27 protein-coding genes and 3 pseudogenes are annotated in these 24205 nt (G+C 46.8%); 10 read left to right on the forward strand and 20 right to left on the reverse strand.

All coding sequences use genetic code 11. The annotated features are described in order from the left end of the window. Positions 1-11 precede the first annotated feature (11 nt). The 16 genes and pseudogenes from RS881_RS47975 to RS881_RS48040 all read right to left on the reverse strand — a co-directional run bounded on the left by RS881_RS47975 (position 12) and on the right by RS881_RS48040 (position 14517). A complete protein-coding gene (locus RS881_RS47975; RefSeq protein WP_315817311.1) occupies positions 12-1217 on the reverse strand; it encodes a glycan-binding surface protein in 1206 nt (401 codons plus the stop codon). 29 nt (positions 1218-1246) lie between these two features. Beyond that, entirely contained in the window at positions 1247-2866 is a 1620-nt protein-coding gene (locus RS881_RS47980) for a RagB/SusD family nutrient uptake outer membrane protein (RefSeq protein ID WP_315817312.1), read from the reverse strand. 20 nt (positions 2867-2886) lie between these two features. Then, a complete protein-coding gene (locus RS881_RS47985; RefSeq protein WP_315817313.1) occupies positions 2887-4686 on the reverse strand; it encodes a SusC/RagA family TonB-linked outer membrane protein in 1800 nt (599 codons plus the stop codon). Beyond that, entirely contained in the window at positions 4683-6056 is a 1374-nt protein-coding gene (locus RS881_RS47990) for a TonB-dependent receptor plug domain-containing protein (protein ID WP_315817314.1), read from the reverse strand. The genes RS881_RS47985 and RS881_RS47990 overlap by 4 nt, the downstream gene beginning before the upstream one ends. Positions 6057-6136: 80 nt before the next feature. After that, a complete protein-coding gene (locus tag RS881_RS47995) occupies positions 6137-8623 on the reverse strand; it encodes a TIM-barrel domain-containing protein (protein WP_350340332.1) in 2487 nt (828 codons plus the stop codon). Next, on the reverse strand, positions 8617-9003 hold the full coding sequence (locus RS881_RS48000; protein ID WP_315817316.1) for an alpha-glucosidase domain-containing protein: 387 nt from the start codon (positions 9001-9003) through the stop codon (positions 8617-8619). The genes RS881_RS47995 and RS881_RS48000 overlap by 7 nt, the downstream gene beginning before the upstream one ends. A gap of 452 nt (positions 9004-9455) precedes the next feature. Further along, a complete protein-coding gene (locus RS881_RS48005) occupies positions 9456-9623 on the reverse strand; it encodes a helix-turn-helix domain-containing protein (RefSeq protein WP_315824844.1) in 168 nt (55 codons plus the stop codon). Continuing rightward, positions 9554-10015, reverse strand: coding sequence for a response regulator transcription factor (locus RS881_RS48010; RefSeq protein WP_315824845.1), 462 nt, complete (start codon positions 10013-10015; stop codon positions 9554-9556). The genes RS881_RS48005 and RS881_RS48010 overlap by 70 nt, the downstream gene beginning before the upstream one ends. Beyond that, entirely contained in the window at positions 9970-12171 is a 2202-nt protein-coding gene (locus RS881_RS48015; protein WP_315817317.1) for a sensor histidine kinase, read from the reverse strand. The genes RS881_RS48010 and RS881_RS48015 overlap by 46 nt, the downstream gene beginning before the upstream one ends. 15 nt (positions 12172-12186) lie before the next feature. Further along, positions 12187-12381: pseudogene (locus tag RS881_RS48020) on the reverse strand (two-component regulator propeller domain-containing protein); the annotation flags it as partial. Continuing rightward, complete coding sequence (locus tag RS881_RS60950; protein WP_350340030.1) at positions 12365-12472, reverse strand: hypothetical protein; 108 nt, start codon at positions 12470-12472, stop codon at positions 12365-12367. The gene RS881_RS60950 and the pseudogene RS881_RS48020, both read right to left, overlap by 17 nt. Before the next feature lie 8 nt (positions 12473-12480). Next, complete coding sequence (locus tag RS881_RS48025; RefSeq protein ID WP_350340031.1) at positions 12481-12735, reverse strand: two-component regulator propeller domain-containing protein; 255 nt, start codon at positions 12733-12735, stop codon at positions 12481-12483. A gap of 14 nt (positions 12736-12749) precedes the next feature. Continuing rightward, positions 12750-12896, reverse strand: a pseudogene (locus RS881_RS60955) (hypothetical protein); the annotation flags it as partial. A 544-nt stretch (positions 12897-13440) separates the two neighbouring features. After that, positions 13441-13578: pseudogene (locus RS881_RS60960) on the reverse strand (hypothetical protein); the annotation flags it as partial. Between the two features lie 67 nt (positions 13579-13645). After that, positions 13646-13861, reverse strand: coding sequence for a hypothetical protein (locus RS881_RS48035; RefSeq protein ID WP_315817319.1), 216 nt, complete (start codon positions 13859-13861; stop codon positions 13646-13648). A gap of 50 nt (positions 13862-13911) precedes the next feature. Then, entirely contained in the window at positions 13912-14517 is a 606-nt protein-coding gene (locus tag RS881_RS48040) for an ROK family protein (protein ID WP_315817320.1), read from the reverse strand. Between the two features lie 294 nt (positions 14518-14811). Between RS881_RS48040 and RS881_RS48045 the strand changes: the two genes are divergently transcribed. The 6 genes from RS881_RS48045 (at position 14812) to RS881_RS48070 (ending at position 19244) form a co-directional block, all read left to right on the forward strand. Then, complete coding sequence (locus RS881_RS48045) at positions 14812-15474, forward strand: hypothetical protein (RefSeq protein ID WP_315817321.1); 663 nt, start codon at positions 14812-14814, stop codon at positions 15472-15474. A 43-nt stretch (positions 15475-15517) separates the two neighbouring features. Next, complete coding sequence (locus RS881_RS48050) at positions 15518-16387, forward strand: ATP-binding cassette domain-containing protein (protein ID WP_315817322.1); 870 nt, start codon at positions 15518-15520, stop codon at positions 16385-16387. Positions 16388-16465: 78 nt separating this feature from the next. Further along, positions 16466-17545: a glycosyltransferase gene (locus RS881_RS48055; RefSeq protein WP_315817323.1), complete on the forward strand. Its 1080-nt coding sequence runs from the start codon at positions 16466-16468 to the stop codon at positions 17543-17545. Continuing rightward, positions 17542-17793 carry a hypothetical protein gene (locus RS881_RS48060; protein ID WP_315817324.1) on the forward strand — a complete coding sequence of 84 codons (252 nt, stop codon included), beginning with the start codon at positions 17542-17544 and terminating at the stop codon, positions 17791-17793. Before RS881_RS48055 ends, RS881_RS48060 begins: the two co-directional genes overlap by 4 nt. A gap of 170 nt (positions 17794-17963) precedes the next feature. Further along, a complete protein-coding gene (locus tag RS881_RS48065; RefSeq protein WP_315817325.1) occupies positions 17964-18725 on the forward strand; it encodes a glycosyltransferase in 762 nt (253 codons plus the stop codon). A 150-nt stretch (positions 18726-18875) separates the two neighbouring features. After that, positions 18876-19244 (forward strand): hypothetical protein, encoded by a 369-nt coding sequence (locus RS881_RS48070; protein WP_315817326.1) that lies wholly within the window; start codon positions 18876-18878, stop codon positions 19242-19244. Here the strand turns inward: RS881_RS48070 and RS881_RS48075 are convergent. The 4 genes from RS881_RS48075 to RS881_RS48090 are packed head-to-tail and all read right to left on the reverse strand — an operon-like array spanning position 19241 to position 21291. After that, the gene (locus RS881_RS48075) at positions 19241-19534 is read right to left on the reverse strand and encodes a hypothetical protein (protein WP_315817327.1); all 294 of its coding nucleotides are present in this window, start codon (positions 19532-19534) and stop codon (positions 19241-19243) included. The two genes, RS881_RS48070 and RS881_RS48075, sit on opposite strands and share 4 nt — an antisense overlap. Then, entirely contained in the window at positions 19531-20022 is a 492-nt protein-coding gene (locus RS881_RS48080) for a hypothetical protein (protein WP_315817328.1), read from the reverse strand. Before RS881_RS48080 ends, RS881_RS48075 begins: the two co-directional genes overlap by 4 nt. Then, entirely contained in the window at positions 20019-20267 is a 249-nt protein-coding gene (locus tag RS881_RS48085; RefSeq protein ID WP_315817329.1) for a hypothetical protein, read from the reverse strand. Before RS881_RS48085 ends, RS881_RS48080 begins: the two co-directional genes overlap by 4 nt. Before the next feature lie 13 nt (positions 20268-20280). Then, positions 20281-21291 (reverse strand): glycosyltransferase family 2 protein, encoded by a 1011-nt coding sequence (locus RS881_RS48090; protein ID WP_315817330.1) that lies wholly within the window; start codon positions 21289-21291, stop codon positions 20281-20283. Positions 21292-21536: 245 nt separating this feature from the next. Here RS881_RS48090 and RS881_RS48095 point away from each other — a divergent pair, with 245 nt between their 5' ends. The 4 genes from RS881_RS48095 (at position 21537) to RS881_RS48110 (ending at position 23646) form a co-directional block, all read left to right on the forward strand. Beyond that, entirely contained in the window at positions 21537-22109 is a 573-nt protein-coding gene (locus RS881_RS48095) for a class I SAM-dependent methyltransferase (protein ID WP_315817331.1), read from the forward strand. Further along, the gene (locus RS881_RS48100; protein WP_315817332.1) at positions 22106-22258 is read left to right on the forward strand and encodes a hypothetical protein; all 153 of its coding nucleotides are present in this window, start codon (positions 22106-22108) and stop codon (positions 22256-22258) included. Before RS881_RS48095 ends, RS881_RS48100 begins: the two co-directional genes overlap by 4 nt. Further along, positions 22255-23205, forward strand: coding sequence for a hypothetical protein (locus RS881_RS48105; protein WP_315817333.1), 951 nt, complete (start codon positions 22255-22257; stop codon positions 23203-23205). The genes RS881_RS48100 and RS881_RS48105 overlap by 4 nt, the downstream gene beginning before the upstream one ends. A gap of 156 nt (positions 23206-23361) precedes the next feature. Further along, on the forward strand, positions 23362-23646 hold the full coding sequence (locus tag RS881_RS48110; protein ID WP_315817334.1) for a hypothetical protein: 285 nt from the start codon (positions 23362-23364) through the stop codon (positions 23644-23646). The last annotated feature ends 559 nt before the right edge of the window (positions 23647-24205 follow it).

Consider the following 24205-nt stretch of genomic DNA (forward strand, 5'->3'; position numbering starts at 1 on the left):
GTGATACCCTATTATTTTACGATCTTATATACGCGAACGTTGTCTATGGCCATATCCAATTTAGCAATGGGCGTTCCCGTATCGTTTACAAACATGAATTTTGCGATCTCATCGATACCCCCAATCACGTCACTTACTTTTGCAGCCTGGTCTCCTGCCCCATCGGTTCCGCTGGCTGACTTTTTCCTGAATTCACTTAGGGGTACGGTAACAGTTATCCAGCCATTGGTTTTAAACCCTGGCTGTGTTTTCCAGGGCTCATACCGGTACATATATACCCAGGTATCATTGGGCGGCGGACCAATAAACAATACACCGGTAGTCCAGGGTTCCTTTACATAAATATCAAATTTCATAGCGTAATTGCCTGCCGGATTGCCCAATTCAGAAGCCGGCAGCCAGTCTTTGGCGTTGGTCATCATCCCTCTTTTGCCATTCCACCAATCCCAGTTATTACCTGTAATGCCATCTTGCTGTAAATGGGCATACTTACCATGGTTGCCTGGAAACAAACTTGCATCATCCTTGATAGTACAACCCCAGGAGAAAGTATTGATATTATCAAAGTTGGAGATCATTCCTGTAGCATAATCGTTGAAAAGAAAAACAGAGCTGCCTGTTCCGGATTTTGTAACCACCTGCAAAGGGCCTGCCTGAGCAATACCAGCCGGTACAGTTACCTCTATGGTAGTTCCTGAAGCCACGGTAGCCAGATTGGCAGTAGCTGCTATACCACCTGGAAAGATCACTTTTTCCACAAAGAAGAAGTTATTACCCCTGATGGTAATGCGTTCACCCGCCAATCCATTTTCATTGGAAGCTGATAACAATACAGCAGGCGGTGGAACCACTGGAAAACCGAGCACTGCTTCTCCATTCCGGGTTATCACTTTTACCGTATTTAACTGGGCGGGATCAAGACTGGCAAAGGGCATATCGGCCGGGATGGTCACTACAATATTGTCATCGGCCAGTAAAGCCGAATTAAAAGGAGTGGGATAACCATTGAAGAAGATCTGAGTGGTAGTGGCCAAACCCCGCCCCTGTATCACCACCGTTTGACCTGGACCAGCCAGGGTAAGGGTAGAGTCGTTGGGCGAAGGACTAATAGCCCGCAACCTGGTGATGACTGGTTTAGCGTCCTTGTCTTTTTCACAGGCGGTAAAGCCAGTGACCAGGGCCAGGAGCACAATAACAAAGCAATTATATGTACGCATGGTAGCGAATATTAGGAGTTAGGAATGTATTAATCGGGTAAAACACTGAAATCAAAAGCTACGGGTGGTTTGGCCAGGTTGGGCGCTTTCACCAGTTCGGCTTCCGGTAAAGGCAGGTACATCGTTGCTTCACTGACCGGATATTTAACGGTATTGTACACTGCTGTCCAGGTACGCGGAGTACTGGACCCCACATTATAAGTGAGCGTATAAGCGCCTTTATCCTGGGCATTGATAATCCCCATGGCCTTGGTGGGATTGAAGTAATACAAACGCATCAGCTCATACCAATAAATACCTTCAAATACAGTTTCTATCCTTTTTTCCAGGAATAGATCATCAAAGGTGATGGAGGATTTTTCAGGCATCCCCGCACGCTTGCGTACCGCATTATAATATTTCAATGCCTCAGCATCAGCAGTACTGGCAGCATCACCCAAAATTGACTCTGCATAGATGAGGTATACCTCGGCCAGGCGCAACATATAGGTATTGATGTACGCACACATTTCACTGCCCTTGCCACCATTGTCTTTGACTGAACCAATAATATATTTCTTGGTGTTGGCTATATCAGTAGCAGTGAAGGCATAGCCATTGAGGTCTTTTCGGATCTCGGGATAAATATCACCCTGAAACATAAACGTGGCCTTACGCCGGATGGAATCGGCAGGATTATCGAGGTAATATTTCACCAGGTTGGCCGAAGCGCCATGCGCAGCACCCCATCCGTCCCAGCTTCCCGTAATATCTCCATTACGCGCCATATAGGCCTGGAAAGAATTATTGATCCCCCAGGGATCCTTAATGGGCATCCATTGAATAGAGAATAGGCTTTCTTTGTTGTTTTTGGAGCTGTTATGGTTTTCACCACGAAACAGGTTATAATAATTTGGCTCGAGTACAAAGGGACTATTGTGCACCACATCAGCTGCATAATATTTGGCACTGTCCAGGTCGGCTTTCCTGCGGGTGCCGGCGCTGCCTACACCTGCCCGGGTGAGGTACATCCGGGCCAGCATTCCTTCGGCAGCATATTTGGTAATGCGCCCTTCGCCAAATGAGGCCGTGGGCAGGTTTTTCGCCGCATAGCTTAAATCTTTAATGATCAGCTCCCAAATGCTTTCCACGGTATTGCGTGCCACATTGGGATCTCCCATCTGCTTTACGTTGTCATAAATGATGGGCACAGCTCCCCAATTGCTCACCAGGTAATAATATCCTAATGAACGCATAAAGCGGCATTCGGCAATGGCCGAACGCCTTACCTCATCCGGAACAGTGGTTGCATTGTTACGGATATTGAACATCGTTTGATTACTCTGTGCTATGATCTTGTAAAACGATTTGTAGGCAGGCAACAGGGTATTTACATCGGTAGCTGCTACCGCAAAGCGATAAAAGGCATCCCTGTCATTGGAGATCATATTGCCACCGCGGGCATCGCCAAATGACAAAGCGGCTTTATCGTTGTAATCAAACCACACTATATTATAGAGAGGCGCCGTACCAGCTCTTACTTCATCCGTTGTTTTGTAAAATATATCAGCGATCAACTGGTCTTCGGGCGGCCTGTTGAGAAATTCTTTGTTGCATGCCTGGGCCATGACCAGCACCAGCATCATCAATATGGTTATTTGCTTATTCATATACAGCAATTTTAGAATGGTTAAAAATCGGCCGTAAGGCTAAAGGAATACATCCTGGTAGAAGGATAGCGCCCATCATCCACGCCTACAGTCATGGAACCATAGTTGGGCGACATGCCAATTTCCGGATCGTAACCTTTGTACTTTGTAAAGGTTGCCAGGTTTTGTACGCCAGCCGATACTTTGAGGTTGCGCATGGCCACTTTAGCAGCCCATTTGGTGGGCAAAAAGTAAGACAAGGTTACATTCTTGATACGGATGTATGACCCATCTTCCACATACCACTGCGTAGCCCGGTCATTGCCATTGGCGGTATTGGTAGTTATCCGGGCAATCTGGTAACCAGGATTGGTTAAAGTAGTGCCCTGGTCATTGGCATCAATGCTACTGGGCCTGGCAAAATTGGCCACCGATTTAAAGTAGTTACTGTATACAGCCGTTCCCCGCGGATTTTCATTGCGGTAACGGGTGTAATTGTATACATCATTACCCTGTACCCCAATGACCAATACACTGAGGTCGAAATTCTTATAGGAGAATGAGTTGGTAAATCCAAAAGTAACCTTGGGCCAGGGATTACCAATTACTACGCGGTCATTCTGATCGATCTTTCCATCGGGTTTCCCATCGGGGCCACTCACATCACGGAACTTGATATCACCTACCCAGGTGCCTTGGGCGGGATCTACCAGCCTTACACCACTGGAGGTTTGAATAGCATGTTTTTTTATTTCATCAATGCTCTGGAAGATACCATCAGCAATGTATCCTGTAAAGAGAGCGGCGGATTCATTCACCCGGGAAGAACTGATAAGTGAACTGGTACCATAGGTACTGTTGATGGGCGTATTGTTGTACAGTTCGGATACCTTATTACGATCAACCGATATGTTTAAACCAGTACGCCACATGAAAGGTTTTTCAATATTCACCGTATTGATGGTTAGACCAAAACCATGATTATCCATCGCACCTACATTAGAAGTGGGGAACCGGATATAGCCCGATGAATAAGACATATCACCACCGGAATAAAAGGGAAAATCATTGGTGGTAAGTAGCTTGGTCACCTTCTTGATATAGAAATCACCAATCACTTCTACCCTGTTGTGGAATAACCGCAGGTCGAAACCGATATTGGAGGTGATTGAATTTTCCCACTGTAGAAAGGGATTGGAGAAATTGGCTGAAAGGTAGCCGGTACCATTGGCCGTGGGCACACTATACAACGCTGCATAATATCCAACCGCTGCCGAGTTGCCACTGGCGCCATATTCTACGCGTAATTTAAGATCGGTAATGGCTTCCACATGCTGAAGGAATTTTTCCTGCGATACCCGCCAGGCTGCTGAAAAAGCAGGGAAATATCCCCACCTGTTTTCCGGGCCAAAATTGGAAGAACCATCGGCCCGCATGGTAAACTGAAGGATGTACTTATCGTTGTATACGTAGTTCAACCGGCCAAACCAGGATTCACGGGAGCTGGACGATTTACTGCTGCTATTGGTAGCAGTCAGTGCATCGCCGCCCGGTAGTTCTTGTACCGCATTGGTAATGAAATTCCGGCGCAAGCCACTCAATCCTTCCCCGCCATTTTCAGATGCCTCATGACCTGCCATAACAGTAATACTGTGATTCCTGATCTTCGCATCGTATTGAAGCCTGGATTGCAAGCCCCACCAATAGTCATTATTGCTGGTTCTGCTCGATTCGGTAGTCGTATTCTCATAGCCATTGAATTTATAGGAAGGCCTGAAAATATATCCATTCCTGTATTGGTAATAGCCATTTGCTTCATTATGCCATACCAATCCTTTCAAGATACTGATATCGGAATACAGCCCCCAATAAAGGCCATGGATTTATTACGGTTGTCGTTGATGGCTGCCAGGGCTACCGGGTTGGTATATTGGTATTGGGTGTTCACAGGCCCACCCCAGCTACCATCCGGATTGGTAACCGGTACACCGGGATTTTGTCCAATAGCAATATTGAGCAGGTCGCCATTGCTGGTATTCACCACTTCTTTTGTTTGGCTTACATTGAGGTTAACACCCAGTTTTAACCAACGGCGTGTTTGATTATCCAGGTTAAGGCGTACTGAATAGCGCTCAAAGCCCGATCCTTTTACCACACCCTCCTGTTTAAAGTATTCTACACCGGTATAAAAAGTAGTACGTTCGTTACCACCACTTAAACCTAATCCGTATTTCTGTAATAAGGTCCTCCGGAAGAGCGCCTTCTGCCAATCGGTGCCCGTACCCAACACTGAAGGATCGGCAAAAGCGGGCTCAAATTGGGCGCCTCCTGCTTTGGCAAATTCGTTGCGGTAAGTAGCATACTCACGTAGATCCATTACAGGTACTTTATCGGGCATATCCTGAATTGTAGCCAGGCTGTTGAAAGACACTTTTGTATCGCCCGATCTGCCTCTTTTGGTAGTGATCATGATCACCCCATTACCACCCGCCGCACCATAGATGCCCGTAGCAGAAGGCCCCTGCAATACACTCATGGATTCAATATCGTCGGGATTGATGCCCGAAAGGATATTGGCCGAAGTACCACTACCGCCCGACGGATTGCTGGGCCTGATCTGTACTCCATCAATGACATACAAAGGCTGACTGGAAAAATTGAGGGAAGTAATACCCCGTATCATTACTGATGGGGCAGCGCCAGGCTGACCGCTATTGGACGTAACATATACGTTAGCAGCACGTCCCTGCAAGCCCTGCTCCAAAGTGGTATTGATGCTGCGCGACATATCGCTGGCCGATACGGTAACCTGTGAGCTGCTGAGGTCGGTTTTCTTCATTCGCCCATAACCTACTACCACAACATCCTGCAAGTCGTTATAATCTTTTTCCAGCCTGACGTCGAGGTCCGATCGGGTACCAACTTTCACTTCTTTGGCCGCATAGCCTACGGAAGTTATGACCAGTACATCGCCGGTCTTTGCATCAATCGTAAATTCGCCGGTAGCAGTAGTAGAAACTGAGTTAGCGGTACCTTTAATACTAACAGAGGCAGCTACTACGGGTTCTTCCCCCAGTTTACCGGTTACTTTACCGGTGATCTTTCTCTTCGCAGTTGCATCTTGTGCATAGCCCTGTGCAATGGCTAGTATGCACCATACCAGCGTCCATAAAAAGACAACTGGCTTTCTGGCAGTTTTGGTTTTTTTCATACGTAATCGTTTACTGTTTGCAAGAATCATTATAGATATACAGTGTTCGTGCAGGCACGAACCGGGTTAAAAGCTGTGTCTTATTTCATCTTCACCGTTACTTTCTTGCCGGTGTATTTAATAATATGATCTGCCTTACCATCCGCATCAAAAGGTTTGGGATGGGTTTTACTGATCCATATTATCCGGAATATTCTTTGTTGCAACATGCCAGCGAAGGCGCCTTCCCTGTTTTCAATGGTCAACGTTTTGGTGGCTTCCTCATAGCGGAAGGGTATATTGGCAAAAGCGCCCTTTTCATAATTATAATTGGTGCCCTCATCTTCATAGAGGGTAAACTGTGCATCCTTACCTGTATACACCAATAGGGTAATGGGGTCGGCAGGCTTCTCGGCCGTGTATTGTATTTCGGGACCGGTTGTCAATATGGAACCTTCTTTTATATACAGGGGTATGCTTTGCAAGGGTGCCGCTGCCAGTATTTCCTGACCGCCGGAGTTATAATTACCCGTATGGTATTCATACCAGCCTGTACCCGCGGGTAGGTATACCTTTCTATTGATCGCCTGGTAAGTGTATACCGGGTTTACCAGCAGGGAGGGACCAAACATAAATTGGTCGCCAATATTATTAACCTGTGGATCATTGGGAAAATCCATGGCCAGGCCCCGCATCATCGTATAATGATCGTGATAAGTTTTGCCAGCCAGTGAATAGATATAAGGCATTAGGCGGTACCGCAGCTTATCGTAGTACAACATGCTTTGATAAGCCGGGTGGGTTTCGGGAGCCACATTGAATATTTCACGAAAAGGATATTGGCCATGCACACGGAACAAAGGGCAAAAAGCGCCAAATTGATACCAGCGGGTCATTAACTCCCGCCATTCTTCCAGGTTTTCCCCCTGGGCCTCTACGAAACGTTTTTCTACTGCAAAGCCACCAATATCAACTGTCCAGTTAGGAAGGCCCGACAGAGAGAAATTAAGACCGGCTGCTACCTGGTCTTTGAGATCGTGCCAACGGGCAGCAATATCCCCACTCCAGGAAGCGGCAGCATAACGCTGTTGACCGGCAAATGCCGAACGGGTAAGAATGAATACCCGCTCATTGGGTTTCGTGCGGCGTTGCCCTTCATACACACCCTGAGTATTCAATAATGGAAAGGCATTGAAATAACGGTTGGCAGCTCCCAGGGCCGTGGGGTTCATCGTTTGCTTTCTTTCTTCCACCGACATATTGGAATGTATATCTGGCTCTGTAGCGTCCAGCCACCAGGCATCAATACCTTTATGGTATAGCTTTTCATTGAGCAGGTTCCAGAAAGCCGTCCGTGCCTGTGGATTAAAGGCGTCATAAAAAGTGGAGGTATACCCTTTTCCAATCCAATCCCGCCGCTTTTCGGCAATATTGCGTTTAAATAGCCAGCCATTTTTATTAAAGGTTTCATATACCGGTAGCCCTTCATAGAATTTGGGCCATACAGAGATCATAAAGCGTGTATTGTATTGCTCATGCAGGGTTTTGATCATTCCTGCCGGATCGGAGAAACGGCTACTGTCGAACTCCTGGCTGCCCCAGTCATTCTCTTTCCAGTACGACCAGTCGAGCACGATATTATCCAATGGTATCTTTCGCTTCCTGAATTCGCTGACAGTATGCAATATTTCTTCCTGCGTTTTATACCGTTCCCGGCTTTGCCATAACCCCATGGCCCATTTGGGCAGAATGCTGCTTGGGCCCGTAATGTCCCGGTAGCCGCCAATGACTTCATCCAGGCTTTTACCCTGGATGAAATAGTAATCCAGTTGGTTGCCTGATTCGGCACTAAAACCAAACTGGTGTTGAAGATCACCCTGCAGCGGGCTTAACCATCTGCAGGATATATAAGAGACATCACCATCAGGACGCCATTCAATACGGAAACTGTATTTCTTTCCTTTTTCCATCGTCACTGGCAGTATGGCGGTACCCGGCATCCAGGGTTGACGCCAACGATCGGCCAGTAGCTTGCCATCTATCCATAGCTTACCATAGCCGCCATAACGAAACAGGAAATGATGTACACCTGTAAAAGCCGATTCAATGGCTCCCTCCCAGGTCACCATAGATTGACCTAGTTCTACACCTGCCGGAAAGTCTTTCTGTGAAACCAGGTAATCATAGGCCAGGCTCGATTCCGGTCTTTGTACGATGACCTGTGGGGGCATCGATTGTTGCGCATAGGTGGCAGTAAGCCATCCTTCATTACCATCCGCCGCATATAGTTTGAGGGACGAAAGTGGTGCATAATCCCTGGTATCGCCCACCTTGGTAATCGAGTAGTTATCCCACAGAATACCATAGTTTTTGGTGGACACCATAAAAGGAATGGCTATTTCGGTATTGTTCTGGGCCAGTTCCACCTGGTATCCCTTTTGGTCCATGAGTCCATTCTGATGCTGACCAAGGCCATAGAATGCTTCATCGGGTGCGCTGGAAAATGATTGATGAGGTTTCCAGGCAGGCTGACCCTCCTCTACAAAGGGAGTAAAGTATTTACCGCCTTCTTTAGGCTCGGTCAGCAGCGGTTTACCAGCAGCATCAGTAAATGCAGCTCACCTGTAACCAGGGATATGACTGCCTGTAGGGCAGGTGTAATCAATGTAACCTGGTCTTTTTCTTCTTTTACCGTCCATTTTACCGGTATTCTTTTCTTTACTACCACTACCAGGCTGGGCGTATTGGAAATGGAATCAACCGGACTGGCAGTAACCCGTATAATGTGATCGGTAATGGCCTGTAGCCTTACCAGGCAAACCCCATTGGTTAGTTTACGTTTTACATGTACCAGGATACCATCTTCCAATTTGGAGTAATCACCGGGAGGAATATGATGGGCAGGGAGGGTGGTTACGGATAATAAGCATACCACAAAACAGGACAAAGTTGTCAGGATCTTCCGCATAGCAATCGTTTCGTTTTGATTCAGGATCGGGTGCCGGCAAGTAAAATTTCACCTACCGGAACCAACGGCATAAATGTAGAAAGGGCCTTGCTAAGGGAGGGTAGGCAGATGTTTATGAATGGGTATTCAAATGTTAACCATTGGGAATAATGAATTGATTTTCAATATATTTATTATCCAGCAAGGAGAGACATCGAAGATTTGATCCTGGACAAGCTCTCAACAGCACTCTCAGATAAGCAAAAGAAAAACAAAGTCGGCAATTTGATCACTTCATTAAGAAGCAAAGGAGTTATAGAAAACCGAGGGTCCTTTGCAAAGCCTGTTTGGTTTAAGAGAGTTTAAGAGAGCATTTAAGAGAGGCAGAGGAATATCTAATTGATTTTAAACACCTTATAAGCAAATGAATTAAAGAGTATATTTTATGGATCACTTCCTTAACTGGTTATTTTCTACGTTCCCTGTAGCCCCCACTGACTGGGCAGCACATGGTATTCCAGCTTGAAGTATTTGGAAAAGTATTTGGGATTATTGAAACCTACTTCATAGGCTATTTCGGCCACCGTGAGTTGAGACTTTTCCAGTAACTGGGCCGCCCTTTTGAGCCTGACGGAGCGGATAAACTCAAGGGGTGTTTTACCGGTAAGTGCCAGTACTTTTTATACAGCGCCACCCGGCTCATGAAAACCCCTTTACTCAACTCCTCTACCGAAAAGCCGGGATTGGCCATATTCTTTTCGATCAGTTCCATTACCTGGTGCAGGAACTGTTCATCCGGCGATGCCACCGCTATATTCGCAGGTCGTACATCGATGCGCTTTTCAAAAGTTTTACGGGCCAGGGCTTGTTGCGACAGGAGGTTGCGGATGCGCGAAACCAGTATCTCAAAGTTAAAAGGCTTGGTAAGGTAATCGTTGGCCCCGGTTTCCAATCCTTTTAACTGTTGCTCCTCTCCGGCCAGGGCCGTCAGCAGGATAACCGGTATATGAGAAGTACGCTGGTCCTTCTTGATCTTTTACAAAGTTCCGTCCCATCCATTTCCGGCATGCTGATATCACTTACTACCAGGTCGGGGTGATGCGCCAATGCCTTTTGCCACCCCTCTTTTCCATTGGCCGCTTCCAGGATGGTAAACTGCTGCCTCAAATTATCCTTGAGGTAAAAACGGAAATCTTCATTGTCTTCTACCAACAACAGCATTTTTTTGCGACCATCATAGGTCGCTGCCGGTATAGGTTCGGCCTGAGGCGCTTCGGATAGTACCTGGGTTTCATTAACAACCGGCTCATTCATGATTGCCAGCGGTGTTGTAGCCGGAACTGTTTGCACCGGCAGCCATACGGTAAAGCAGCTACCCTTTTCCGGTTCACTGGCTACGGTGATCGATCCCTGGTGAAGTTTTACAAATTCTTTGGTAATGGCCAGGCCAATACCGCTGCCCTGGTTTACAATACTACCGGGTGTATCATGCTGAAAAAAGCGTTCAAAGATCTGTTCCTGCTTTTCTTTGGGTATACCTATGCCGGTATCTTTAACCTGGATGGCCAGCCAATGGCTGCCCGGTTCCTTTTCTTCCGTATGCAAGGCTACAGTAATGCTGCCATGCTCGGGGGTGAATTTAAAAGCATTGGATACCAGGTTAAACAGGATACGTTCCAGTTTATCCTGGTCAAAACTGGTACAGAGGTGATCTACCGCTGTATAGAAATTAAACCGGATATTCTTTTTTTCAGCTATATCGGTAAAGGAATGCGTAATGTCTTTGGCAAACCGGATAATATCACTGGGTACAGCATGGAGCCGCAATTCCTGAACCTCCATTTTACGGAAATCCAGTAGCTGGTTGACCAGGTTCAATAAGCGCCGGGCATTGCGGTGAATAAGCCCGAATTGTTTGCGTTGCCCATCATCTTCCGCTTGCTGCATCAACTTTTCCACCGGCGTTAGGATCAATGAAAGGGGTGTTCTGAACTCATGGCTTACGTTGGTAAAGAACTTGATCTTCATCATATCCAGTTCATGCATCCGTTGCGCCTCCTTACGTTGCTGTTCCAATTGAAAGCGGATGCGCGCACGTTGAACCACCAACTGACGGCTGAACCAAAGAATGGCCCCCAGTATTAATACATACAATACATAGGCCCAGGGTGTTTTCCAGAAAGGCGGTAATATTTTAATATGCAAGGAAAGCTCTTCCCTATTCCATACATCATTGTTGGTAGCAGCCTTTACCCTAAACACATAATCCCCGGGATCAAGGTTGGTATAAGTAGCCAACCGCATTTTACCATCCGTTTGCGTCCAATCTCCATTGAACCCTTCCAGCTTATAAGCATATTTATTTTTCTCGGCATTGGAAAAGTTCAGCGCAGCAAATTCAATGGAAAGTACATTTTCATTGTATTGTAAAGTGATATGATCTGTATGAGCCATGGATTGTTCCAAAATGACCCGGCCATTCATTTTTTCACCAATGGCAATACTTTTATTAAAGATGCGCAGATCGGTGAATGCGAGGGGCGATGACTGTTTATCGGGTACGATGGCTGCCGGGTGGAAAAGATTGAAGCCATTGGCGCCCCCAAAGATCAGTTCACCTTTACGGGTCTTATAAGCGGCATTTTCATTGAATGCCGTGCCCTGCAGTCCGTCCAGTTCATTGTAATTATGACATTGCAATACATACTGCTTCTTTAGTTCGTCATACTGCGGTTTAATATGAGAAAGGCCATTGGGTGTACTGATCCACAATCCACCTTCCTCATCTTCCAGCAGGTTCAGCACCGCATTGTCCGGTAATCCATCGTCCCGCCTGAAAACCTGGAAGGCGTTTGTACGGGCATCATATATGTTCAGGCCATCCCGGGTACCGATCCAGGTACGTTCCTTTTTATCTTCCAGGATAGTGATCACATTATTGTTACTAAGAGTGGTAGCTTTTGCAGGATCATTGTAATAATGCATAAAACTATCCGGCATATTTTGACGACGCAGTAATACATCCACACCATTGGCCGTACCAATCCATAAGCGCCCTTGCTTATCTTCCAGCAAGGCAGCAATATAATCGGCACTGACCGAGTTGGGCTGCCCCATCCTGTTGTGGTGAAAAATATTCTTTTGCCGGTCAAAACGTTCCAGCCCGCCACTTAGCGTACCAATCCACAATTCCTTCCTGGAATCCTCATAGATCTCCCATACCCGGTTATCAGAAAGACTATTGGGGTTATTGGTATGCTTGTAATGGATAAACTTTTTACCGTCGTAATAATCCAGTCCACCAAAATAGGAACCGATCCATAAACGCCCCGTATGGTCAATACAAAGACTTACAATAACATTGTTGCTCAGGCTGTTCGGATCACGTGGGTTGTGCAGGAACTGCCGGTATGTTTTTTTTTAGCACGGTCATAATAAATAAGACCGCCCCATTGGTACCTATCCACAAATTACTGGCTTCATCTTCCACAAATTTGTTTACATCATTATAAGGTAAACTGTTGGGATCCGAAGGCAGGTGGGAAAACAGGGGAAACCCTGCTGCATGTTCCCGGTAAAAATTGATGCCCTTTTAAAGGTACCCAACCATATAATACCTGCTTTGTCTTTATAGGTGGTGATGATACTATTTTGACTAAGGCTACGGGGATCGTCCTCATTGGACAGGAGATAATGGCAGGTACCGTTCTTTTGTTCAGCACATTGATACCACCATGATCGGTCCCTATCCATATATTGCCTTTATTATCCTGTACCAGGCCGTATATAATATTGTTGTTGAGCCGGAAAGCGCCCGTTTCGCCGGTAATATGCTGCCAGGAGCCCAGGGCAGGCAGGTAACGGAATACCCCGTGTATCGCTCGGCACATATAACCACAGCTCATTTTCTGCATCTATGTACAAGGAATAATTAAGGCGTTCATGGCGCATGGTGGCCCCCATCACTTCCGTGCTGAACGTAACCAGGCCGGTACGGCTGTCCACCCTTTCAATATGGCCGTTATTGAACACTACCCACAGATCGCCACGGGCATCTGCCGCTGCTGATGCCAGCGTTGCCCCCGTAGTGCCCGATTGATATACCCTGCTGGTTTTACCGGTGGCCGAATCATATTTGTACAAACCGGCCTGTGGCATCACAAACCAGTAATTACCCTGCCTGTCATGAATGATATTGGTAATGGGTGCAGGCGGAAGGGCATACCTGGCCAGCCAGGCAGAGGCATTGCGGTCGAATTTTTCCGTACGGGGATCATAGATATTCAAGCCACCCCGGTTTTCTACCCACAGGGCATTTCCGGGACCTTCATTGATACGTACAATAAAATCATCGCCAATGGTAGAAGAGTCCTGCAGGTTATGGCGAAAAACGGTGAAAGTATAGCCATCATAGCGGTTAAGGCCCGACATGGTGCCAAACCACATAAAGCCCTTACTGTCTCTGATAATGGCATTGACCTGGTTGTGCGATAAGCCCTGGCCGATATCAATCCGGGAGAATTGGTATTGTGGGATTTGGGCCCACAGGGCGCCCCCAGTAATAAAGAGTATCAATATAATGACAAGCTTTCTCATAATGCGGCCGCAAAAATTAAGCTTTTTGGGCGAACCAGGAAAAATTGTCTGTATGACACCATGAGCTTTAGGGCTGCTCTATCCAGCAGCCTGCTGCTCCCACAATATGGGCATTTTCACCCAGGCGGGCTATGCGAACGGGAATGTTGATGGATTGTGCTTCCAGGGCAGTTTCCACTTGCGCCAGGAACCAATCGGCACTTTTGGAAATATTACCGCCAATAACCACCACTTCAGGATTGTTATCCCGGATAAAAGGGCAGAGAAAATTAGCGAGGTGCAATCCGAACTGTTTGAAGATATCCTTGATACGGGGGTCGCTATCGATAAGACTTACCAGGTTTTTACCTGTTCAACCCGGTTACCACTCACCTGCTCATAGGTTTTGAGGAGCCAGCGGGCCGAAATATAATCTTCGGCAATGCCATCCAGAAAAGGAGCACACCAGAGATTGGCATCTTTGGCAATGCCCTCATGAAATGTAGCAGTACCCAAGCCGGTGCCCAGGGTAATTCCAACGGCAGATTTAAAGCCATGGGCTGCTCCACCCATCACCTCTCCCTGTAAAAAACAACTGGCATCATTCATGAGGCGGATATGGTCGGGGGCCATACCCAGGCGTTCCGCCATCATTTCTTTTACATTGAGCCCATACAACGACTCGTATTTGTTCTGGTCTTTTATGAAGGAAATACCCTTTTCATAATCAAATGGCCCCGGCATGGCAATACCCACCCGCTTTAGCAAATAGGGCCGCGCTTCAAAAACCTGGCCAATGGTTTCACACCAATCATGGATGATACTGGCCGCATCTTCCTGGGAATTGATCTGTTTACGGATAGAAAAAGCTGGCAATACACTACCCACTTCCAGGTCTACCAGTGCAGCAGTAATATGTGAACCTCCAATATCAACGCCAGCCACCAACGGGTTATTCATGCAGAAATCAATTTTTAGGTCTAGCCTATAGTTTTGGTATCAAATGATAGGTTATGTTTATGAGCAGCGCAAATATACTCGCAGAATCGCTAACTATACCGTTTTAGCTAATTTTTATTAGTCAATTATCAAGCGCCCTGACAGCCCGGGACCGTACCCAAACCGGGAAAAATACCAGACACCCCTTTCCATCTGGCAGCAGTGGCTTCCAGGCCCGGCCTTCCAAAGCAACCCCTTGCCTGCTCAAACCGTATGGAGAATTGATCATCAATACAGTAACGCAATTGTGCCGCATTGAAACATATTATTAAAAAGAGTATTGCCATCCTCTGCCCCGAAGAACGTCAACGAATGGGCATGCTGGTGGTAATGGATCTGCTGATCAGCCTGGCCGATATAGCCTCCCTTGCCTGGCTCTTGCTCATCATCAGGATCTATACACAGCCCGAAACGTCGGCTGTCATTGGTTTTTTACCCTATTGGCTGCAAGACAGGGATTCCCTGGTACCAATTGCATTGTTCCTGGCACTGTTCAGCGCCAAGAATGCAGCAGGGTTTCTGGTTTACCGCAGCCAATGCCGTTTTATAGCGCAGGTAGCTACCCGCATCGCCCGCCACCGCCTGCTCCATTACCTCGAAGGGGCATATACCAATTACATCAACATTGATTCATCCGTACATATCCGTAAGATCAGTTACCAGCCCATCGATTTTTGTCAGCATGTGCTGGGCGGCATCCAACAGGCAATCACCCAATGTGTCCTAATCACACTTACCATTACAGCCATCCTGGTGTACAATGTCCAGCTATTTCTTTTATTGTTCCTGCTACTGCTGCCTCCTGTAGTAGTGGTATTTTACCTGGTAAAAGGAAACTTAAACAGGTACGCCTGGACGCACGCAGCAGCAGTGAAAAAGCATTGCAACACCTGCAGGAAGCCCTGCATGGTTTTGTAGAGAGCAATATCTATGATAAGAACAGCGCCTTCCTGAACGCTATATGACCTGCCAGCAGCAGTTCAATACCCATTTTGCCAATACCCTCATTGCCCAGGGCATTCCTGCCCGTATGATGGAAATATTTGCTTTGCTGGGCCTGTTCATCCTGGTAGCCTTAAGCCAATGGCAGGGTTATGCCGATAACAATACCCTCCTAACCATTGGCGCTTTCATGGCAGCAGCCTATAAGATCATACCAGGCATTGTAAAGCTGCTCAATACAACGGGACAAGTACAAACCTATTCTTATACGGTGGAAGAGCTGGCCGAAGGTCCGCCACCTGCACCAGCAAAACATCCCGCCACTGCCTTACCGGCTATTCAATCCCTTCAATTCAGGAATGTACATTTCAGGTTTGGCAATAAGATCATACTCAAAGACCTAAACTGGCAGTTGCAGCCGGGCGATTTCATGGGCATATCAGGCCACTCGGGCCGGGGTAAAACCACCATCCTCAATTTATTACTGGGCTTTCTTAATCCGGCCGAGGGGCATATCCTCATCAATGACGTACAGGCAGGTACTGAGGAACGCCGGCGATACTGGCCTGTTATATCCTATGTAAAGCAACAACCCTTCCTGGTCCATGATACCGTATTGCACAATATCACCCTCAATGGTCATCATTACCATGAAAAGAAATTCAAGCGGGCCGTTTCTTCTGCCGGCCTTACCAGCCTGATGGAAGGAACAGCCTATGCCGGCAAAGTGATCACTGAAAATGGCCGTAATATCAGCGGCGGCCAACGGCAACGCATAGCCATTGCCCGGGCCTTGTACAAAGATGCCGACCTCATTATCCTGGATGAACCTTTAATGAGCTGGATGCCGAATCAGAATTTGAACTGTTGCAGCATTTTAAACAACTGACGCAACAGGGAAAAATGGTAATATTGATCACCCACCACCAGGCCAGTTTATCGTTTTGCAACAAAATCGTTTCCCTGCATGAAGAAGCCTGAAACATTGGTAGTGTTAACACCTGCTTTTCCCGAAGATGAATCCGCTACCTGGTGGGTACCTTCCCAACAGCTTATGGTAAAAGCTTTGCAGGAAAACCATCCACAGGTAAAGATCCTGGTACTGGCACTCCTGTATCCCTATCAACAGGCGTCTTATACCTGGCATGGCATTACCGTAAGGGCTTTTGATGGCACCCATCAACGCAAAGGAAAACGTCTGTTGCTTTGGAAAAATGTATGGACAGCCATGTTAGGTATTCGCCGTCAATATTCAATCATCGGCTTGTTTAGTTTCTGGAGTGGGGAATGCGCTTTTCTGGGCCAGTATTTTGGAAAGGTTTTCTCGCTCAAACATATCAGTTGGATCTGTGGACAAGATGCCACCCGGGATAATAAATGGGTACGTTACATACGCCCCCACGGTCATCAACTGGCAGCTATGGGCGCTTTCCTGCGCGATCAATACCAGCAAAGCCATGCCATCAGGCCCCTGCACCTGGTGCCCAATGCCATCGACCAGCGACTGTTTCCCCCTACCCTTCCTGCTACGCGGGACATAGACATCATGGCAGCAGGTTCTTTTGAACCCCTCAAACAATACGATCTGTACGCAACCATCATTAGCCAGGTAAGTCAATCCTTGCCTGGACTCAAAGCCATTCACTGCGGACTGGGCAGGGAAAAAGAAAAAGTAGCATCCCTGATCCAGGCCCTGGGTTTGCAGCATTGTTTGTCGTTGCTGGGTGGCTGCCCGCATCCCGAAGTATTAGCACTGATGCAGCGCAGTAAAGTATTCCTTCATACCTCCCGTTATGAAGGATGCAGCACCGTGTGCCTGGAAGCCTTGTATGCCGGCGCCCAGGTGATCAGCTTTTGTTATCCCTTCGATCATCCCGTGGCCAACTGGCATGTAGTAGATAATGCAGCCGCCATGCAAAGAAAGGCGCTCGAATTATTGCAGCATCCTCCGGCTACCTATGAACGGGTATTGTACCAATCGATGGATGATAGCGCCAAAGCCATCATGCAATTATTCACCGGCCCAGCCCATACCATACACGCATGAGGGTAGTCAACCTATTTTATTATTACAATGAACAAGTTACCAGTGAGGAGGAGCTCATCAGCTATTATTATACTACTACCGGCTGGTCCGAAGCGCTACAAGCCAAAGGAGTTGAAAGTATGATCATGACACGTTTCATGAAAGACAGCACATACCAGAAAAACAATATCCAGCATTACTTTGTAAAAGATGGTCTTGGCGGTAGCTTAAGGGCCTGGCAAATACCCTGGCAATTCCTGAAAAGGTAAAAGCACTGGATGCAGACATTATCCACGTGCATAGCCTCACGCTTTCCTTACAAACCTGTATGCTGCGGTTATTGCTGCCCAAAAAACAGCCATCATTGTTCAGCACCACGGCGGTAAATCACCCGGCTCATTCAAAAGGGCCTTGCATAATTTATTCAATAGGGTGGCCGATGCCTTTTTTTCACCACCAGCGCACAGGGCGCTCATTGGTTCAGGAAGAAAAAGCCTTTCCCCAAAGTACTGCCCATTATGGAAGGCGCTACTTTTTTAATTATGCAACCAGGGATGCCGGCAGAAAGGAGGTGTACCATAACCGGGCCGCTGCCCGCATTCAAACAAGGATGCAGGGGCAACCCGTATTTTTGTGGGTAGGCCGTCTCGATGCCAACAAAGATCCTTTGACCATCCTGGCTGGCCTTGCAACTGTTTTTGAAAAATATCCTGCGGCCCGGCTCTACATGATCTATAACAATGATCAATTATTATCGCAGGTAAAGGAGCATATTCATACCAATGCCATTTTACAAAACAGGGTCCATTTGCTAGGCGCCATTCCCCACGAACAGGTGGAAGCTTATTACCACAGTGCTGATTATTTTGTACTGGGAAGTCATTATGAAGGCAGTGGTTATGCCCTAAGTGAAGCCTTGCGCTGTGGCTGTATACCCATCATTACTAATATTCCCAGTTTTCAGATCATGACTAAGGATGGGCAACTCGGCGCCTTATGGCAGCCAGGTAACCGGCAGCATTTTATCGAGGCAGTAATAACAGCTATGCAAAAACCTTTGGAGCAGGAAGCCCATGCGTGCATCCGTTTTTATCAGCAGCAACTTTCCTTCGAGGCCATTGCCCGCGTAGCAGCTACTCATTACCAACAAGTGCACCAGGCCAGGATACAAAAGATCAATCAACCCGGGCGCCCGCACTAACATTGTCCTTACTGACCTGGTATAAATACAGGTTGCCTCCTTTTTCAATAGCCCCCACCCGCTTATCCCTGAGCGCCACCCGGTAGTCTCTGAAAAATGCTTGTCTACCTTATCCAGGTTGTCTGGCGCCCCAGTAGAGATCATCCAGAATTGTTGTATCCCCTGCCCTGCCAGGTGATCGGCCCCTTCGGTATACCGGTACTCACTTTTCATCAGCCGGGCCATATCACTATCCCACAACAAAAAGGACAGTTCCTTTTTCAGGTCCAGGCAATAGAAGGGTTTATCTTCAAAAGCGGCAATCGCATTCAAACCCCAATAATCGGCCACTACTTTTTCACCAGCAGGTATTTTATTGATCAATTCACCCACCCGGTTGAAATTGGAGAAAGGCTGTTTGCTATCAATACCAATGGCAACGGCAGCAGCAATGACCTGGACAATCAGCAAACTATTCACCACCCTATTATGCCAGCGCACCGGCCTTACTTTATAGCAATACAACCACCAGGCCGCTAAAAACCGATGTAGATCAATCCCGCATACCGGGCGCAGCCCAACGGAAATACCGCTATGCTGATAAAAGAAGTCAACAATAAATTACTGAAGAACAGGATCAGGCTTTTCTTACTGGCCCTTAGTATAAAATAGATCGCTGCTACAATTGCCAACGATAAAAAAGGGGTTACATATTTCATCCACCGGTATTGGCTTTGCCATTCCATCAGGAATTGCGTATTCCAGAAATGATCACTCCACCAGGCAGGTACGGGCATCAGCGAACGTATGGGCGACTGTATGGTGATCATGACATTGGAAATATCCCAGCGTCCCATCCAGAAATGTACATTGAGGGCGCCCGTGGAAGGCGGAAAAATAAAATAAAAAGCAGGAAGTAAAAAAGAGCGCCCAATAACGCATGACCAGCCAACCGTTTTACCGACGCATATTTTTCATAATCGGACATCAGGAAATACAAATGAAAACTACCTGCCAGGATCAAGGCAAACAGGTGGCCATTGGATAATACCAGTAAAAAGCCATAATAGCAGGCCGTTTTAAAACGAAAGCTACGCCGCATGATTAAGCAGATGCAAAAAGCAGCCAGTACGCCAATGGCATAATTACGGGCCAGTACACTGAATTCAAATGAAAAGTAATAGCCAAAGGGAATCAGCAACCTCGCCACCAGTGGCAGGGGTGAATAAAACAGGACCAGGAAAACTGTTAAGGAAGCAATACCCAGGTGAACAAATTGTACCCAGGAAAATTGATGCGTACATTTTGAGATAATCAAAGGATCGTATACCAGGCAGGCGGGTGCCCTTCATAACGGCTATTTTGAATAAGGTCCAGGTAACTGGCGCTGCCCTTGGCAATATTCCAGCTATGGATCTCATCGCCCCAGGGTTCATGGTAAAAGAGAGCAGCAATGGCCAGCAATACGTACCCACAAAAACAGAGGGATGGCAATAGTCTTAACAGGACTTCCTGTGTAGGTGTTTTTGTACCTGGTACAGTAGAAGAGGAATAGGTATTCATAAGTGTGGTTCCACTACTTTTTATTGGCTTTGGCAGCCCGGTAATAGGGATTTTTTTCCCAGGTGATCTGCCAAAAAGTTTTGATGGCAGCACGTAGCATATTGCGATCGCGCATACGGATAAAGCTGAGGATATTGCCGGTTACCGACCACAATAACCAGGACTTGCGTACTCGCTTTAAGCTGGCTTTTGTTTTCACAAAATAATGCAGCGCCAGCATCCTGCGATAATACTGCAAGGGCCTTTTAAGACGGTTTTCGGGTTCCCGGTGATGGTATACAAAAGCATCATTCAGTACATGAACACCCATTGCAGGAAAACCGATGTTGACCCCATAGTTATCGCCCATACCATGCCTGTCCAATACCTCTTCATAAGGTGAATGCAACAGCCAATCCCTTTTAACTACCGAAGCGCCCAACCCATAGATGGGAGTACTGAACCAATCGCCGCCAAAATTGGTCACCACCGGCCAACCTGCCCTGCTGATATGATTGCCTTTACGCGCATAATAGCCTGTTATTTTCCGTACCAGGAAATTATTACTGGCGCACCTGATCTCGCCCCAGATACTCAATTGAAAGATATAACTCCAAACCAGCGCGCGCGACGATTGGATGGTATAATTGGCTTTCCATGCTTCCTCCACCCATTGCATCACCAATCCCGACACAGCGCCCGCTTCCGGATGCTGCAGTACATGCCCCGCTATCTTGTGCAGGTAATCGGCCGGCATTTCAATATCATCATCACAAAGAAATATCCACGTTCCACCTGCCAGTTGTATACCTTTATTGCGCTGTATACAAACCGACTTTTCTGATAACAGGTAATGGATAGAAAAACCAGAGAAAGGAGCCAGATCGTCTGTAGATAATTGATCCTCGCCCGAGTCAACAATGATCACTTCACGTAATGGATGGATAGATTGCTGCAGGTTTTGCAATAACTGCAATACCCGTTGCTTTCGGTTGCAAGTGGGAATGACAACACTGATATCCATTGGCATAAAGGCTGTAAACAATAGCAGCCATAACAATATTATACAATTCTTATGCAATACAATACAATGGAAAACAATAAATTAAATAAGCCCTTCAACAAGCAACCCTGGTCAATAATACTTCGTATATACGGAGTTTGCCCGCCTCTTTAAGGTGAGCCGCTCTGCCGCCCGGCAGATGCAGCGCTGTAGAGCGACCCACCTTGGTACCTGGCCAAATTTTTCTTAAGTAAAGTGAATTGATTCATTAACCGGTAAATGCCAATATGCCAGCAGCCCAGCCTTCCCATACCAGCCAGGTGCACCAGCAAAATATTTCCTATTACGATGAAATAGCCGGTCAGTATGATCAACTGCTATTGCAGGAAAATGCCAACATCCTGGTGCGTGAGCGGGTGAAAGCCCAATGGCTGCAAACCGTTGCTCCGGGCAGGGTACTGGATTTTGGCGGCGGCACAGGGTTTGATCTTGGCTGGTTAACAGCCCACCAATACCAGGTTACTTTTTGTGAACCTTCGGCCGGTATGCGGGAAAAAGCCATCCAATACAGTCGGGAATTAACGCATGGGAACAAAATTCAATTCCTGGATGATGCGCAAACTGATTTTACGCAGTGGCAGCCATCAACGCCGTTTCTTCAACCAGTGCAAGGGATATTGGCCAATTTTGGTGTACTCAATGCCATTCCCGATACTCCCTTACTCTTTCAGCAATTTTCACAGATCCTGGTTACCGGAGGTCATTGCCTGGTGGTCATCCTCGACCGTCCCTTCAAAAGATGTGGCAATGGCATCGCCGTAATACGATCAGCACCCTTTTGCTGCGCCAGCCATTTGTGATGTATGTATGGCACCAGGGCCACCGGCAAACAGTATATGTACATACGGCCAGGGAAATACAACAGGCCGCTTCACCTTATTTTGAAATGAAGGATGCGCAACTGATCAGCAGCACCTCTTTTCGCTTACTCCACCTGGTAAAGAAATGAAAAGTCTGATACGAAAAATGTTGGTAGGCGATGCGGAGATCAGGGAATATGCTACCGTAACCATTCCCGGCAACATACAGGAAAAAGTATTCCTGGAAGTGAATGGCCAGCTCATCAATGTATCACAACAACATTGGTTGCTTTGCATTGAGCCGGTTATATTCGGTATCTGGGCAGAAAAGGAAGCGCACAAAGCGGCCATTCATCATGCCACCACCTGTAAGCTGTATTTTTATGGCGACAATAAGGAGCACCACACACCTGCACAAGGATCATCCGAGGCTGTACTACGCTTTACAAGGGTGCAGCATCTGGCGGAAACTACAGGCACCTTGTTTCTGCTGAAACAGGAAAGCAGTCAGCTACACCAGCTCAATGCCCTCAAACGTTATGTTCTTTTCCGCCGGTATTACCGCAAGAATGGCCTCCACTTCCGCCGCTTTCAATCATTTGTAGCTGCTTATAGCTATCCCCGCCGCATACGGGTCATCTCCTTCCAACAAGGTGGCTACTACAATATCTTTCCCATGGACCTGCTGGGAGATATGAGTACCGGTAACCGGTATGTATTTGGACTACGCCATACCAATATAGCCCTTCCTAAAATTATTGAAACGGGCAAGCTGGCAGTAGCCGAAGCCCCTTTTGAGCAAAAAGAAACCATCTACCGGCTGGGCGCACACCATAGCAGTAGCCCTCCTGCGCTTGATACCCTGCCTTTCAAAACCATTCCGAGTAAGGACTACGGATTTCCCATTCCCGAATGGGCGCTTAGCTACCGGGAGGTCAGGATACTAAAAACCATCAATATGGGCAGCCATATGCTGCTATGGGGCGAGCCCTCGCCTGAGCAGGTGCTACAGCCACCAACCGCTCACCTGTACCTCATCCATTTCCTGCACTACCTGTATCAAAAGAGCAAACAGGGCGTTTATCCACTAAAGTAAGTGTGCTGAATCCCCAGGTCTCCAGCACACTTGCCCGCTAAAACAATATAGTTCCGGGGAAATATGATATATTGTATAGGAAAAACACATTAAAAAATTATCATACAGGAAAGCATATCACAAAAACTTATGGCCTGCCTGAAAAATAGTAAGAGCATGCGTACAAGTGGACTATTGAGCATACTGCTTTTTCTGCTTACGCATGCAGGGATCAGTCAACCCGTAACCATCCGTATTCGTATGAACGGTCCTGATGATTCAACAGGGAAAGCCTCCTTCAAGGTGATCATTAAAAACAATTCATTTCAGAAGTATTATGTACAGGATACAACCATATTACAGAAGTATGCCGCCAGCAACCATTCACTAATTACACGTATTGATAAAAGAGCAACGGAGTGTATGATTTTTTTCCGGAAGCAGGCGGTCTGCCCGGAGTAAGTATTACAGACCCATGTTTAAATGCCTGCTGTACCTGCATCCGATTAAACAAAGGAGAACAAATACAATTCAACCTGAACATATTGAGTTGCTGCCCCCTTGAAAAAGGCGATTACCGCATAAATGTTCACTTAATGCCTATGATAATTCCTCCGGAAGCAAAAGAGGGCGAAATCAGATTTGAGTCCAATTATGTTTACTTCTCCATAAAATAGTACTGTGATAAACTAATTTAATACGCCGGCCAGGGAGCCGGCTTTTTTTTGGCAAATACCTGGCCTTAGGCAAATCGTTGTCAGAACAACCCTACTGTTTTTTCAGGATAAGCACCAGGGATTCGTGACTTATTCCTGCCAGATAGGCTTCTTCAATAATAATAACCCGTATATAACCCGTATATAAGCTGTATATAAGCCGTAGATAAGCTGTCCTTATATAAATACGGCTTATCTACGGCTTACATATATCTTTTTTACAGTTTAAATATAAGTTATACATTTAGGAAGCGCGAATCAGCCCCGAACCAGGACCGGCCGTAACTTATTGCTTACCTTAAAAC

Source organism: Paraflavitalea speifideaquila, assembly GCF_032395985.1.
GTDB classification, from domain to species: Bacteria; Bacteroidota; Bacteroidia; order Chitinophagales; family Chitinophagaceae; genus Paraflavitalea; species Paraflavitalea speifideaquila.